General features: G+C 64.8%; 14 protein-coding genes. 10 read left to right on the plus strand and 4 right to left on the minus strand.

Going from position 1 to position 13,884, the window contains the following annotated elements:
- Window positions 1-5: 5 nt before the first annotated feature.
- Entirely contained in the window at window positions 6-1,484 is a 1,479-nt protein-coding gene (lnt, locus tag R3P93_RS24030) for an apolipoprotein N-acyltransferase (RefSeq protein ID WP_241260673.1), read from the minus strand.
- Window positions 1,485-1,803: 319 nt separating this feature from the next.
- On the opposite strand from lnt, the gene lspA reads away from it, so the two are divergent.
- Window positions 1,804-2,319 (plus strand): signal peptidase II, encoded by a 516-nt coding sequence (lspA, locus tag R3P93_RS24035; RefSeq protein WP_052053813.1) that lies wholly within the window; start codon window positions 1,804-1,806, stop codon window positions 2,317-2,319.
- 205 nt (window positions 2,320-2,524) lie between these two features.
- Window positions 2,525-2,938, plus strand: a complete 414-nt coding sequence (locus tag R3P93_RS24040) for a Rieske (2Fe-2S) protein (protein ID WP_057479439.1) — start codon at window positions 2,525-2,527, stop codon at window positions 2,936-2,938.
- Window positions 2,939-3,120: 182 nt separating this feature from the next.
- Here the strand turns inward: R3P93_RS24040 and R3P93_RS24045 are convergent, their stop codons facing one another.
- On the minus strand, window positions 3,121-4,044 hold the full coding sequence (locus R3P93_RS24045; protein ID WP_032370892.1) for a cation diffusion facilitator family transporter: 924 nt from the start codon (window positions 4,042-4,044) through the stop codon (window positions 3,121-3,123).
- Window positions 4,045-4,282: 238 nt separating this feature from the next.
- On the opposite strand from R3P93_RS24045, the gene R3P93_RS24050 reads away from it, so the two are divergent.
- A complete protein-coding gene (locus tag R3P93_RS24050) occupies window positions 4,283-6,322 on the plus strand; it encodes a cytochrome c oxidase assembly protein (RefSeq protein ID WP_094650928.1) in 2,040 nt (679 codons plus the stop codon).
- Window positions 6,323-6,462: 140 nt separating this feature from the next.
- Here the strand turns inward: R3P93_RS24050 and R3P93_RS24055 are convergent, their stop codons facing one another.
- Window positions 6,463-6,624: a hypothetical protein gene (locus R3P93_RS24055; RefSeq protein WP_155288468.1), complete on the minus strand. Its 162-nt coding sequence runs from the start codon at window positions 6,622-6,624 to the stop codon at window positions 6,463-6,465.
- Between the two features lie 193 nt (window positions 6,625-6,817).
- Between R3P93_RS24055 and R3P93_RS24060 the strand changes: the two genes are divergently transcribed.
- The 7 genes from R3P93_RS24060 to R3P93_RS24090 all read left to right on the plus strand — a co-directional run bounded on the left by R3P93_RS24060 (window position 6,818) and on the right by R3P93_RS24090 (window position 12,845).
- Window positions 6,818-7,615, plus strand: a complete 798-nt coding sequence (locus R3P93_RS24060; protein ID WP_094651186.1) for a M23 family metallopeptidase — start codon at window positions 6,818-6,820, stop codon at window positions 7,613-7,615.
- Window positions 7,616-7,640: 25 nt separating this feature from the next.
- On the plus strand, window positions 7,641-7,994 hold the full coding sequence (locus R3P93_RS24065; protein ID WP_032382574.1) for a BlaI/MecI/CopY family transcriptional regulator: 354 nt from the start codon (window positions 7,641-7,643) through the stop codon (window positions 7,992-7,994).
- The gene (locus R3P93_RS24070; protein WP_094650929.1) at window positions 7,991-8,947 is read left to right on the plus strand and encodes a M56 family metallopeptidase; all 957 of its coding nucleotides are present in this window, start codon (window positions 7,991-7,993) and stop codon (window positions 8,945-8,947) included. Before R3P93_RS24065 ends, R3P93_RS24070 begins: the two co-directional genes overlap by 4 nt.
- Window positions 8,948-9,031: 84 nt before the next feature.
- Window positions 9,032-10,804, plus strand: coding sequence for an aa3-type cytochrome oxidase subunit I (ctaD, locus tag R3P93_RS24075; protein ID WP_094650930.1), 1,773 nt, complete (start codon window positions 9,032-9,034; stop codon window positions 10,802-10,804).
- A gap of 94 nt (window positions 10,805-10,898) precedes the next feature.
- Window positions 10,899-11,498: a copper resistance CopC family protein gene (locus R3P93_RS24080; RefSeq protein WP_037107040.1), complete on the plus strand. Its 600-nt coding sequence runs from the start codon at window positions 10,899-10,901 to the stop codon at window positions 11,496-11,498.
- 10 nt (window positions 11,499-11,508) lie between these two features.
- Entirely contained in the window at window positions 11,509-12,471 is a 963-nt protein-coding gene (locus R3P93_RS24085; protein ID WP_094650931.1) for a cytochrome c oxidase assembly protein, read from the plus strand.
- A 116-nt stretch (window positions 12,472-12,587) separates the two neighbouring features.
- Window positions 12,588-12,845, plus strand: coding sequence for a DUF4229 domain-containing protein (locus tag R3P93_RS24090; RefSeq protein WP_052057734.1), 258 nt, complete (start codon window positions 12,588-12,590; stop codon window positions 12,843-12,845).
- A gap of 206 nt (window positions 12,846-13,051) precedes the next feature.
- Here R3P93_RS24090 and R3P93_RS24095 read toward each other — a convergent pair whose 3' ends face one another.
- Window positions 13,052-13,387: a hypothetical protein gene (locus R3P93_RS24095; RefSeq protein ID WP_094650933.1), complete on the minus strand. Its 336-nt coding sequence runs from the start codon at window positions 13,385-13,387 to the stop codon at window positions 13,052-13,054.
- Window positions 13,388-13,884: the final 497 nt, after the last annotated feature.

Consider the following 13,884-nt stretch of genomic DNA (forward strand, 5'->3'; position numbering starts at 1 on the left):
ACCATCTAAATACTACGCGACATAGTAGTTTGGGGGTTCGGTGTGGTGGAGCGTGGTCGGCGCAGCAGCGAGAACGCCAGTGCCGCAACAACGCCGGTGGCGGCAATCCATTCCGGAACGCTGCCGGTGATCGTCGCCGGGGTGAGCGTGGTACTCAGCGAGACCTCGGTGACGACAGCTGCGGGGGTGAACAGCTCCGTGCGCTCGACGACCTCCCCGCGTGCATCGATGACGGCGCTGACTCCGCTGGTGGCCGAAACGACGACGCTGCGCCCGTGTTCGACCGCTCGTACCCGCGACATGGCGAGTTGTTGATAGGTCATGTTCGTCCGACCGAAGGTGGCGTTGTTGGTGGGCACTGCGATCAGCTGGGCACCGGCGCGAACGGAGTCGGTGAGCAACGAGTCGAAGGCGACCTCGTAGCAGGTGGCCACCGCCACGGGCACTCCGGCGACGTCGACGACACCGTCACCCTGACCCGGAACGAAGCGTCCTGCTTGGGCGGCGTAGGGAGAGAGTGCGGTGACGATCGTGCGGAGCGGCAGGTACTCCCCGAACGGCACCAGTTGCCGCTTGTCGTGCATCTGTCCGGGCCCGGTGGCGGGATCCCACACGATCGAGGTGTTGCTCGTGGTGCCGTCGCCCTGGCGTAGTACTGTGCCGACGAGAATGGGCACACCGACGGCGCGGGCTGCGGCGTCGATTCGTGCGGCGGCATCGGGGTTGCGCAGGGGATCGATGTCGGAGGAGTTCTCCGGCCAGATGACCAGATCGGGTGCGCGTACGCGGCCGGAGTCGATGTCGTCGGCGAGCTCGATGGTGCGCTGAACGTGGTTGTCGAGCACTGCTCGTCGTTGGGCGTTGAAGTCGAGACCGAGCCGCGGCACGTTGCCTTGCACCAAGGCGACGGTGACCCTGTCCTGCGGCGGCGGAGCGAACAGTGGGGCCACCACCGTGAGCGCCCCTACAGCAGTGGCCGCACCGATGCACGACGCTGCTGCAGTTCTGCGGGTGATGCGATCGGAAGCGATGGCACCGGCCAGAGCGGACCCGATCAGCACCACGACGAACGACAACCCCGGCGCGCCGATCAACGCAGCCAGAGGCAGCAGCGGACCGTCGGATTGACCGAATGCGATGCGGCCCCAGGGGAATCCGCCGAACGGGATCCGAGATCGTGCCGCTTCAATCGCCACCCAGGCGCTCGCCACCCAGACCGGCCCCCACGGCAGTCGCGACATCCGATCCGCCACTGCGCCGAACATCGCCACGAAGAGGGCTTGAACGACAGCCAGCGCCAGCCACGGCACCGATCCGACATACTCCCCCACCCACGGCAGCAGAGGCACGAAGAACGCCGAGCCGGCAACGAAGCCGTAGCCGGCCCCCGCACGCGCCCCTCGCCCGCACACAGCCAACAGCAGCATTGCAATTGCTACCGGAGCGAGAAACCACAGATCTAGGGGCGGGAACGTGGCGTACATCGCCAGCCCCGAAGTTGCCGCTGCGGTCAGACGTGCCCAGGTTCGGGGCCCTTCACCTCGACTTGTCCGATACAGCCGCCACACTCGACCTCGGTCGACGCAGGACGGTCCGGGCCCGGGTTCGGCATCGGGCATCGCCCTCATGACGAGGGTGCCGCCGCCCTCACGGCGACACGACGCATCGGGTGGCGGAGAAATCGACGGTATTCATCAACTACTATGGTGCATAGTATTTCAAGTGTTGGCAAATCCGGGGTCACCTGCACCGTCTGCGGTGCACCCGGACGTACGCACGGTGTACACCCGAGAACGAGGACCAGTGACCCGCTCCCCCATCGCCACCGCTCGGCTCCGCGCCGCCGCAACCGCCCTTGTCCTGGCTCTGGTCGCTGCCGCTCTACTGGTCGACTACTGGGCGCAGGCGGCGTTGCCCGGCTCGACGATTCCGCTGCGGATACTCGAGCTGCGACTGGCCTTCAATCGCGGAATGGCGTTCAGCCTGGGTGATTCTCTGCCCGTGTGGGTCGTCGTCGCCGTGACGGCGTCGATCACCACCGGGTTGGCGATCTACGGGTGGCGTACCGCGCCTCACGCGGGTCCGGTCACCACGGCAGCGCTGTCGTTGGTCCTCGCCGGTGCACTCTCGAATGTCCTCGACCGGCTCCTCGACGGCGCGGTCACCGATTACTTTCACACCGGTTGGTGGCCGACATTCAACCTCGCCGACATCTACATCACCTGCGGGGTGGTGCTGATGATCGGTGCGGCACTGTTCACGCGAGAGGCCACAAAGATTACCCCTCGGCCCGCAGTGCCCGACAGCGCCGAATCGTGAACTTGCATGAGATACCTCGGTGCTCGAATCGAATGCCCTGCAGTGCAGACACATTCGCGACAGGACAATCATGCTGATTCGCTCGAACAGTGAGAGTGATCGACACCGGAACGGCTCGAAACATATTCGACCACAACCACCGACAAGCGATCGTCGCCTCTCGCTCACCGAGGCGCACCGAGGCGCACCGAGGGGAACCTGCTGCATGAGCGACAACATCCCGGCGCTACCGCGCCGTATTTTTCTCGCTACGAGCTGCGCTACAGCGTGCCTGGCTGCCGCCGGATGCAGCGTCGGCGAAGCCCCGTCCGGTGAGGACACCGCTTCCGACGGTCCCATCACCTTGTCGGTGAACGATGTTCCTGTCGGCGGTGGAATCGTGCTCGCCGACCGGCAGGTCGTCGTCACCCAACCGGAACCCGGTACCTTCCGGGCCTTCTCGGCTATCTGTTCTCACCAAGGGTGCACAGTGAACCGAGTCCGCAACGGCACGATCGAGTGCCCCTGCCACAACAGTGCCTTCTCGATCACCGACGGGGTGGTCGTGCGCAGCCCCGCTACCGAGCCACTGCCGAACCGCGCCGTGACCAGAACCGTAGATACCCTCACAGTCGACTGATCCATCACCGGGCGGCCGAACATGCGAGGTGGACGGGTTCGGGGTGAACGGTGTCGACCGGGCCGATGTGCGGCAATCGAGGACCCACTCTGTGCCCCCACCCGACTGGTGCCGGTTCCGGTACATCGCTGCCGTGTCGACGACAGCACGGCGTGCCGATCTCGCACCGGGTCGAGACCTGCCTACCAATTGACCTCTCGGCAACGGCCTTCGCCTTCCTGGGGTTCGACCTGCACAGTGGCGTGCTCGAGACCGAACTCGTCGCGGAGAACCTGCTGCGCTGCAGCGAGCACCCGGGGTGTCTCGGCCTCCGGGGCGACCGTCAGATGCGCCGAAGCGACCTCCATCCCCGACGTCAGTGTCCAGATGTGCAGATCGTGTACCTCTTCGACATCGTCGACACCGGTCAGGGCCTTTTCCACGGCGGCGACATCGATGCCCGACGGAGCGTGTTGCAGCAGAATTCGTACGGCATGACGCCCCAGAGTGAATGCACGCGGCAAAACGAACAACCCGATGGCGACCGCGATGACCGGGTCGGCGTACCGCCACCCGAACACGACGGTGACCAGTCCGCTGACGAGCACTCCGATCGAGCCGAGCATGTCCGCCATCACCTCCAGATACGCACCCCGAACATTGAGGCTCTCTTTCGCACCACTACGCAGAAGGAGGAACGCGATGAGGTTCATGGCCAGACCGAGCAGTGCCACCAACATGACCGGAATCCCGGGCACCTCCGGTGGGTTCGTGATGCGTTGCGCGGCTTCGTAGAGAATCCACCCAGCGACACCGAAGAGCAGCACTGCATTGAACAGAGCCGCGAACACTTCGGCTCGATACAGTCCGAACGTGCGGCCGGTCTTGCGAGACTGCCGCTGTGCGAGTGTGATTGCCACGATCGCCATCAAGACCCCGAACACGTCGGTGAACACGTGCGCGGAATCGGACAACAACGCCAGCGACGAGGTGGACAGACCCACTACCACCTGCGTCACCAACGTAACCGCCCCGAGACCGACAGCGATCCACAGTCGCCCGAGGTGCTTACCGGATGCGCTCGCCGGCGATCCCGGCTCTATCCCGTGGCCATGTCCGTGTCCCATCGTGGGTACCCCTTCTCGGCGTGGTTCGATAGCAGGAACACAACATATTGCGATATGCGCATATATGCAAGTGTCGTGTTCGCTGGAAGCTGCTGCCCGCGCGGCCGCACTGCGTCGGCGCAGAACTATGATTCGTAGTAGTTCGATCTCGGTTGCGCGACTTGGTGGCGCAGCCGTGCCGATATTGCCGGCCGACAGTTTTCCCGCCACACATCATCCACGTAAGGGGTGCCGCGTCATGGCCACCGACGACATGGCCACCGAAGCCGCACTCTCGACCCGCGGTCCGGTGAATCGACGCTCCGGTTCGCAGGTGATGCTGCTGTGGGCCGCGATCGCGGCAGTGGTGGCCGCTGTGCTCGCGGCGTTGTCGACGTCGCAGGCGCTGATTCTGCTCGGGCTTCCCGATCCGGGACCGATCACGACCTACGGTATTCCGGCGCTGACCGCGCTCGGAGAGGTAGCCGCGGTCGTGGCGGTGGGGTCGTTGCTTCTCGCAGCGTTCCTCGTTCCTCCCCAAATGTCGGGTGTGCTCGCCATCGACGGGTACATCGCCGTCCGCACCGCGGCGAAGGCCTCCGCAGTGTGGGCGGTGTGCGCGGCGGCGTTGGTGCCGCTGACGCTCTCGGACGCGTCGGGTCAACCTGTCGGATCCGTTGCGGCGCAACCGGTGCAGTTCCTCGGTGCGATCGGCGATGTCGAGGCCTCCACTGCATGGGCCATCACCTCTGCGGTCGCGGCGATCACCGCCGCAGCATGCGCGGCGGTGTTGCGGCATCGGTGGACCCCCGCCTTGTTCGCCCTGTCGATGCTCGCGTTGATCCCGCGCGCGGTCACCGGCCACTCCTCGACCGGCGGCAATCACGACATCGCGACGAACTCGTTGATTCTGCACATCCTCGCTGCCGCTCTGTGGGTGGGCGGACTCCTCGCACTTCTCGCTCATGCGCTGCGCGGGGGTGGACACCTTGCCGTCGCGACCCGCCGCTATTCGACGCTCGCTCTGGTTGCGTTCGTGATCATGGCGGTCTCCGGAGTGGTCAACGCTGCCGTGCGTGTACCCGTGACGTCGCTGTGGGATTCGACGTACGGCGCTCTGATACTGGCGAAGATCGCAGCCCTGGCGATCGTGGGGACCCTCGGGTGGATACAGCGACGACGAACGGTCGGCGCTCTGGCTCACAATCCCGAGAACCGCAGATCCCTGATCACGTTGTCGATGATCGAGACCCTCGTTCTCGTCACCACAGTGGGCCTGGCGGTTGCACTCGGTCGCACTCCCCCGCCCCCGCCGCAGGACGCCTCGCTACCTCAGGCGCACGAAGAGGCCTTGGGCTACGTGTTGGACGGCCCGCCCACCGCTGCGCGGTTGGCGTTCGAGTGGCGTTTCGACCTGGTGTTCGGCTCCGCTGCGGTGATCGCGGCCGTCCTGTACCTGGTGGCCGTGCGGCGCCGCCGGCGGGTAGGCCTGCCATGGCAGAGGCGGTGGACAGCGAGCTGGTTGATGGGCACTGCGGTGCTGCTCGTGGCGACCTCGTCCGGGGTCGGGCTCTACAGCCCGGCGATGTTCAGCGTGCACATGGCGGGACTGACCGCGGTCGCCATCGCCGTGCCGTTGCTGTTGGTCCTCGGCCGACCGGCCACCTTGTTCGCCTCGGTCCTGCCGACCGCGCCGGCAGCCGACGCACCGGGCTCGCGCGAATGGCTCCGGGCTGCATGGCACAGCCGAGCAGCCCGGATCGCGATCCACCCGTGGGTCAGCACCACGGTGTTCCTGAGCAGCTTCTACCTGATCTACCCCGGCGGAGTGTTCGACACCGTCGCCGACTCGCATGTGGCACACATGGTGATGAAGGGCTGGTTCCTGACCGTCGGGATGGTGATGTTCTGGGGCACGGTCGGCGAAGACCCGGTACCGAGACCGATCGCGGGACTGACGAAGTTGCTCGCGAGTATCACCGCGTTGGCCGGGTTCGCATTCTTCCTCGTCGTGACGATCGATCTCGAGACCGCGCTCGGAGCGAGCTTCTACAGCGGACTGCGTCTGGATTGGAACGCAGACCTGCTGGCCGACCAGCGGCGCGGCGGCACTCTTGCGTGGGGCATCGGCGAGTTGCCGTTGCTCGCTGCCGCGGTTCTCGCCGCGGTCCGGTGGTCGGCGGCCGACGAGAGCGCGGCACGGCAACGAGATCGCCGAATCGACGATCAAGGTGATACCGAACTCGAGGCGTACAACACCATGCTCGGTGGCCTGTCCTCTCGGCGCGATCACCCCTGATACCCGAAGAATCCGTTCTCGGTCAGGGACGCCGTAGCCCGCGGGATGTCCTCCGAGGACCGTGACCAGCGGTATGGGCGAATCCGGGTCGAGTGGGATGGAAAAACTATGCTCGATAGTAGTAACCTGTGGCCTGACCGTCACCATTTCGTTATCTCGAGCGAGGCCTCGGCCTCGTAGCCACCAAGGATTGTGATCTTGGCCCGACACCGCACACCCGATCCGATCGACGACGACTGCGCAGCGCCGGCGCGCGGCGGCGTGATCTCGATGCCCGTCGGCACCAGGCCGACGGCGCTCACCGATCGCCCCCGTCATCGACGGGCCGAGTTCGCACCCTCACGTTTTGTGACCGAGTCGCCCGCCGATGCCGGGTACTCCGACACTCTGCCGGAGGACGAGCACACGCCCTCGGCGCTGACGCCCGCACCGGATGGAACCGTTCACGCGGTCAGCGACGCCTGGGACACCGCGGCCGCGGACACTACCGCGTCGATGTGGGCGGCGCACGTGGCCGGTCCGGACGAGACGACACACGGCGAGGTCGACCGCGGCGTAGTCCAGCCCGTGTCGCGAAGTGCTCGCCGCGGACTTCATCGCCGCCGGGTGCCGAAGCCGGGTGGCCGCGCCATCGCTGCGTCGGTCGCGGTCGGTGCCTTTCTTTCCGCGGCAGCGACGGCTCCGAACACCGGGTCGCAGGACAGTGTGGCGCTCAGCGCCGCGAGTATCGATCGACCTCCCGCCGGCGTCCTGCCGCCGAGCCCGGTCGTTGCCTCACCCCCGCAGGTGTTGCAGTTGCCCGATCTCGATGTCGGCCGACTCGCGCAGCGCATGACCGAGCAACTCGCCGAGGGGGGAGTTCGGGCGGCGGAGCGCGCTGCACGCGATGCCGAGGCGCGCCGCCCGCTCTCGGTGGTGCCGGTGTCTGGCACATTGACCTCCGGTTCTGGGCCACGTTGGGGGACAACGCATTACGGACTCGACATCGCCAACACGATCGGGACGCCGATCGTATCGGTGACCGACGGCGAGGTCATCGAATCAGGGCCGGCGCAAGGGTTCGGCCTGTGGGTGCGAATTCGTCAGGACGACGGCACGATCGGGGTGTACGGGCACATAGACCAGGCGCTCGTCACCGCCGGTCAACGTGTGAAAGCCGGCGAGCTCATTGCTACGGTAGGCAACCGAGGCCAATCCACCGGACCCCACCTGCATTACGAAGTGTGGCAACCCGACGGTGCCAAGTCCGACCCGACGGCGTGGCTGTCGGCACGCGGAGTCGATATCAGCTGACACGACAAGGAAAGAAGAACTGGCGATGAAAAGGCTCGGTGATCTCGAAGCGGAGGTGATGAACGTGCTCTGGGAATGCGATCGACCGCAGTCGGTCCACGACCTGCGTGAACTCATGGCCGACAGAAACCCCGCCTACACCACGATCCTGACCGTCGTGACCCATCTCCACGAGAAGGGGTGGGTCGAGCGGACCAAGCAGTCACGCGCGTACCTGTACTCCCCGGTGCAGTCGCGCGCGGAGGCCACCTCGCAAGCTCTGCGCGAAATCCTCGACACCAGCACCGACTCGGCCGCCGTCCTGATGCATTTCGCGAAAACCGTCACCGACGACGAGCTCGACGCTCTGCGGGGGAACCTGCCGGACGTGAACCGGTGATCGTCGCGCTGGTGTTGCTCCTCGCGGCGATCATCGCGGCCGTCGCCCTGCCGCGGCCGCTGACCTCTCTCACCCGCACCGTGAGCCCCACTCTCGCCTTGACCGCATGGATCGGCAGCATCGCCGGGGTGCTGTTTCTCGTGGGATCCGCGGTGACCGTGTTGCTCTGGCCCGGCCATGCGCCCGCCGAGGGCATGGTCGAACTCGCCGTCCGCTGTCTGGGCTCACTGCAACACGCGGCCCAGCCGTGGATCGGCGAAGCGGTCGCCGGAGCATCGGTCGTCCTCGCGGCGTCGGCGTCGGCGCGCGTCCTGCGCTCGACTCGCCGTCAACTTCGAGCCCGGTCCAAAGTCCGCGACTATCACCGCGATGTCATCGCCGTCGTCGCTCGCACGGACCCCGGACCAGAACCGATCATGTGGCTCGACCACCCGCTCCCGCTGGCCTACAGCATCGACGGTCGCCCCGGCTACGTCGTGGCCACCGAAGGCCTGCTCGCCCATCTCGATCCCGATCAACAGCGAGCTGTGATCGCACACGAACGAGCCCACCTGCGCGGGCGCCACCACCGCATCGTCAACATCTGCGAGATCCTGGCAGCGGCGTTCCCTCGCGTTCCCCTGTTCGCCGCAGCACCTGCAGCGGTGCGGGTTCTGGTCGAGGTCGCCGCGGACCGGTCCGCGGCCGCGGTCACCAGCGCCGACACTGTACGTTCGGCACTGTCGACGGTCTCGCAGGCGCATTCTGCACGTCCACTGTGGGCACTGGGCCTGATCGGCGAATCGACCACCGAACGACTCCGCCACCTCGATACGAGCGCGCAGATGCCGACCCGGACAGTGCCCGGCGCATACGCTGCCGCCGCCGTACTGCCGCTCGTGGTGCCGGCCGCCATGGCAATCCTCACCCTCAGTGCGATCTCCGCCGCAGCGTGTGCGGCCGTACTGACCTGACCCACCCAAATACTATGCAGCATAGTATTTGAGTTAGGCTGTCGGACGCGTCCTGTAATTCGCGTGCGATTCGAAGGTGGTTCCATGACGGCGCTGACATCTCCTCCGGCTGCGCCGGCGGTTCGCCCCTATCCACCCCGCGGGGCCCGCAAGGGGTCGTTCCTGCACACGATGGTCACCACCACCGATCCGAAGGTCATCGGACTGATGTACCTGGTGACCTCGTTCGGATTCTTCCTCGTCGGCGGCCTCATGGCCTTGATCATGCGCTCCGAACTTGCCGTTCCGGGAATGCAGTTCCTCTCCAACGAGCAGTACAACCAGCTCTTCACCATGCACGGCACGATCATGCTGCTGCTCTACGCCACCCCGATCGTCTTCGGCTTCGGCAACTACATCCTGCCGCTGCAGATCGGCGCACCCGATGTCGCCTTCCCCCGGCTCAATGCCTTCTCCTACTGGCTCTATCTGTTCGGCGCACTGGTCACCACCGCCGGGTTCATCAGCCCCGGCGGTGCCGCCGACTTCGGCTGGACCGCATACACCCCGTTGAGCAGCGCCGTCTACTCCCCCGGTATCGGATCCGACCTGTGGATCGTGGGCCTGCTCATCGCAGGCCTGGGCACCATCCTGGGCGGGGTCAACATGGTCACCACCGTGGTGTGCCTGCGCGCACCGGGAATGACGATGTTCCGCATGCCGATCTTCACCTGGAACATCCTGGTGACCTCGATCCTGATCTTGCTGGCGTTCCCACTGCTGACCGCAGCGCTGATGGGCCTGCTCGCCGACCGGAAACTCGGCACCCACATCTTCGATCCCGCCAACGGCGGGGCGTTGCTCTGGCAGCACCTGTTCTGGTTCTTCGGTCACCCCGAGGTCTACATCATCGCGCTACCGTTCTTCGGAATCGTCTCGGAGATCTTCCCGGTCTTCTCCCGCAAACCCATCTTCGGGTACAAAGGTCTGATCTACGCCACCGTCGGCATCGCAGCCCTGTCCATCGCGGTGTGGGCGCACCACATGTATGCCACCGGCGCCGTGCTGCTGCCGTTCTTCTCGTTCATGACCTTCCTCATCGCTGTGCCGACCGGGGTGAAGATCTTCAACTGGATCGGCACCATGTGGCGCGGCCAGGTCACCCTCGAATCCCCCATGCTCTTCTCCATCGGATTCCTCGTCACGTTCGTCTTCGGCGGGCTGTCCGGAGTGCTCCTGGCGAGCCCGCCCATCGATTTCAACGTCACCGACACCTACTTCGTCGTCGCGCACTTCCACTACGTCGTGTTCGGAACGGTCGTCTTCGCGACCTATGCGGGGATCTACTTCTGGTTTCCGAAGATGACCGGCCGCATGCTCGACGAACGACTGGGCAAGTGGCACTTCTGGATGACGTTCCTCGGATTCCACGCCACCTTCCTCGTCCAGCACTGGCTCGGAGCGCAAGGAATGCCGCGCCGGTACGCCGACTATCTTCCGTCCGACGGGTTCACCACCCTCAACCAGGTCTCGACCGTGGGATCGTTCGTTCTCGGAGCCTCGACGCTGCCGTTCATCTGGAACGTCTTCAAGAGCTACCGCTACGGCGAAGTGGTCACTGTCGACGACCCGTGGGGGTTCGGTAACTCCCTCGAGTGGGCGACCAGTTGCCCACCGCCGCGGCACAACTTCACCGAGATGCCCCGAATCCGCTCCGAGCGGCCGGCGTTCGAGCTTCACTATCCGCACATGGTCGAACGCATCCGCGCCGAGCAGCACGTCGGTGGCCCGCACTCGGATTCGATCGCGCCCTCGGAAGTGATCACCGAAGCCATCGCCGGCCATGAACGATCCGATCCTCCGGACCCGGTGAAATAACCATCGCCGCAGAAGTGACCCACCGCTAAACCGCCCTCCCTACTACTATGACCCGTAGTTGTTGGGTCGGGCTCGATACAGAGGAGTACCCCACGTGAAACGTCTGATGCTGATTGCCGTGATGATCTGCGGGACAGCATTGTTCGCTGCGGCGCCGGCGTCGGCGCACAGCGAACTGGTCAGCTCCGACCCGCCCGCCGATGCCACACTCGACTTCGCGCCGATCGGTGTCGGTCTGGTGTTCAACCAGGACATCAACGAATCGTTCGCGACCATCAGCGTCGTGGGTCCTGGCGACACTCAGTGGGCACAGGGAACGGCCACGGTCGAGGGCCCCGACGTATCGGTCCTGCTCGAGGACGGACTCCCCAACGGGGAGTACACCGTCGGCTACCGGGTCACCTCCGCGGACGGGCACCCGATCACCGGATCGTACGGTTTCTCCGTCGACGTTGCGGCGACCGCCACCCCTCAGGACGCCGCTGCACAGCAGTCGCAGAGCGGTGCGACCTCGACCTCGCCGACTCCTGCTACCACGGCAACGCAGCCCTACGATCCCAACAATCCGTCCGCCAGCGAAGACCGGCCACCGAAACAGAACACCATGATGCTGCTCTCGATCGTGGGCCTGGCTGTGCTCGGTCTCGGTGCCATCGCCCTGACCCTGGTGATCCGAGGCAAGAACAAGCAATGACAGGGTGCCGATGATCATCGCTGCCGTTGCTCCCCCGGAAGGGCCGCCGACGCTGGCAGCGTTGTTGAGCTGGGATCTTCCTCCCCTACCGATCCTGCCGATCGCCGGTGTCGTCATGGCCGGGCTGTACTGCTGGGGGCTCTACCGGGTCCGCGGTCGAGGTATCGCATGGTCGCGGTGGCGGAGTGCGAGTTTTCTGCTCGGTTGCGCGGCGCTGGTCCTGGTGACCGGACTGCAGATCGAACGCTACGGCTACAGCCTGTTCAGCGTCTTCATGTTCCAGCATCTGACGTTGTCGATGACCATCCCACCGTTGTTGGTGGTGGGTTCGCCCGGACGACTTCTCCTGCGAGCCACCGCGCATCACGGAGCCGGTAGGTGGGTACTGATCGCGGCGCTGACGGGGTTGCGTAGCCGCGCCGGACGCATCGCTCTCCATCCCGGGCTGACGATCCCGTTGTTCCTTTTCAGCTATTACGGGCTGTATCTGTCGTCGATCTTCGATGTTCTCGCCATCACAGTCATCGGGCACGTATCGATGGAGATCTTCTTCTTCGCCAGCGGGCTGCTGTTCATCATCCCTGTGCTCGCCGTCGGCCCCCTCCCCGTTCGGCAGAGCAATCTGGGCCGGTTGTTCGACCTGTTCGTCGAGATGCCGCTGCACGTGTTCTTCGGTGTCATCTTGATGATGTCGAGCACCCCAATGCTGGCGACCTTCGCCTTCCCACCCCCGGAATGGGGCATCGATCCGGTATCCGATCAGAAGCTCGCCGGAGCGTTGGCGTGGTCCTACGGCGAACCGGTCGCCCTACTGGTCGTGCTCATCTTCTGCATTCAATGGAACCGGGACGAAAAAGAGGAATCGGCCGTCGCGGATCGCCAAGCCGAAGAGGACGGATACAGCGAACTGAACGCTTACAACGACTTCCTCAAACAGATCGGCACCGAAACCCGGTCCCGCACCGGACGATGACGCCAGACACTCTTACCGGCCTGAATGGAAAGCACGATGAGCCACGACGCACGACAGGACAGCAGATGCCACTGATCCGCACACCCTCAACTGCTCGAGGACGGCTTGCCCTACATGTGCTGGCTTACAACGTCGTGCGCCTGCTCCTCGTGTGCGTGGCCGCAGGAGTGCTTTTGGCCGTCGACGCGCTGACCAGTCTCGACATCCCCTTCGTGTTGGTTCTTCTCATCGCACTCGCAGCAAGCCTGCCGCTGTCGGCACTGACCCTCAGGAAACTTCGCCGAACCATCAACGAAGACATCGATGCAGTGGATCGGAAGCGCACCACGAGACGAGGACCAGCGACACGACCACCCCGTACCAAGAGACCGTGAAGCCGCGTGCGAACTTTCGACACAAACCCGGTCGTCGTTCGGTGCGATGTTCGCTGACTCATTCACAATGGGAAGTCGCTTCTGCGGGGTGACCCTCTTGGGATCGTCGCGCGCTGAAAACTATTGGTCGCACTCCGGCATTTCTGCATCTACGAACTCGAGAAGTTCTTCGCTTTCGATCTGTACCAGTCGACCTATACCGTGAATTAGACCAGCAGGTCATACGCCCACTCGTACACCCAGCGAGGTAACGCAGGTGCGTCGAACGGTGCGGCGGCGAAATTCGATTCGACGCGAACTACGCAGTCGGGGATCGCGTCGACGGTGCGGGAGCCGAAGGATCGAGCAGCGACGATCCACTGTCCGCGGTGATGCACTCGGATCGCGGTCGACACGGTGCACCGCCCATCAGAGTATCCGGCGGTGAGCTGGTGGAATTCCCACTCGACGTGCTGGTTCTGTCCGAAGAAGTGTGTCAGCGTCTCGGCGAAGGATGGCCCGTAGAGGGTCCCTCGGTCGGTGTCGATGCGGATGAAATTCATGGCTTCGGCCTCTTCGAGTCATAGCGGCAATGCGAGGTGTGCGTGGAAAGTTGCTCAGAACAGGGGAATTTGGCTGCGCGCCGCGAGACTGTCGCGGAACTCTTGGAACTTGCTTAGAAGGTCTGAGGCGACTGCCTCGGTGTAACAGATGGACCGCGCAACTTCGTTCAGTGTGTTGCCGGCGGCCAGGGCTTCATCTATCTCATGCCCGGCAGCGAGGTTTTCAACTTCGTCCGTATCTCGATGTGCGACGTCTGCGGCGGCCAACCGGACAGAAGCGAGGGCAGCTCGACGCCGCTCACGGCCCGGCTCTGTCTCTTCCCGCGCCGTCACAGTGTGCTACCGCTGCGGAAGGCGTTCAGGCGGTTTGTCGCTTCACGTTGCGCCCTTCCGATTTCGACGAGCTGGTCGAAGAGGAATTCTTATCCTCACCCCACCTCCAGGCGTCTTCGACGTCATGTGAGCGTCGGCGTGTCGGCTTTGTTTGCACGTGAGCT

The organism is Rhodococcus cerastii, assembly GCF_033042195.1.
Classification (GTDB): domain Bacteria; phylum Actinomycetota; class Actinomycetes; order Mycobacteriales; family Mycobacteriaceae; genus Rhodococcoides.

Coding starts and splice junctions, on each gene's coding strand:
- R3P93_RS24085 (WP_094650931.1), top strand. CDS start 11,509: ATGATCATCGCTGCCGTTGCTCCCCCGGAAGGGCCGCCGACGCTGGCA.
- R3P93_RS24095 (WP_094650933.1), bottom strand. CDS start 13,387: ATGAATTTCATCCGCATCGACACCGACCGAGGGACCCTCTACGGGCCA.
- R3P93_RS24040 (WP_057479439.1), top strand. CDS start 2,525: ATGAGCGACAACATCCCGGCGCTACCGCGCCGTATTTTTCTCGCTACG.
- ctaD (WP_094650930.1), top strand. CDS start 9,032: ATGACGGCGCTGACATCTCCTCCGGCTGCGCCGGCGGTTCGCCCCTAT.
- R3P93_RS24060 (WP_094651186.1), top strand. CDS start 6,818: ATGTGGGCGGCGCACGTGGCCGGTCCGGACGAGACGACACACGGCGAG.
- R3P93_RS24065 (WP_032382574.1), top strand. CDS start 7,641: ATGAAAAGGCTCGGTGATCTCGAAGCGGAGGTGATGAACGTGCTCTGG.
- R3P93_RS24050 (WP_094650928.1), top strand. CDS start 4,283: ATGGCCACCGACGACATGGCCACCGAAGCCGCACTCTCGACCCGCGGT.
- R3P93_RS24045 (WP_032370892.1), bottom strand. CDS start 4,044: ATGGGACACGGACATGGCCACGGGATAGAGCCGGGATCGCCGGCGAGC.
- lnt (WP_241260673.1), bottom strand. CDS start 1,484: ATGTACGCCACGTTCCCGCCCCTAGATCTGTGGTTTCTCGCTCCGGTA.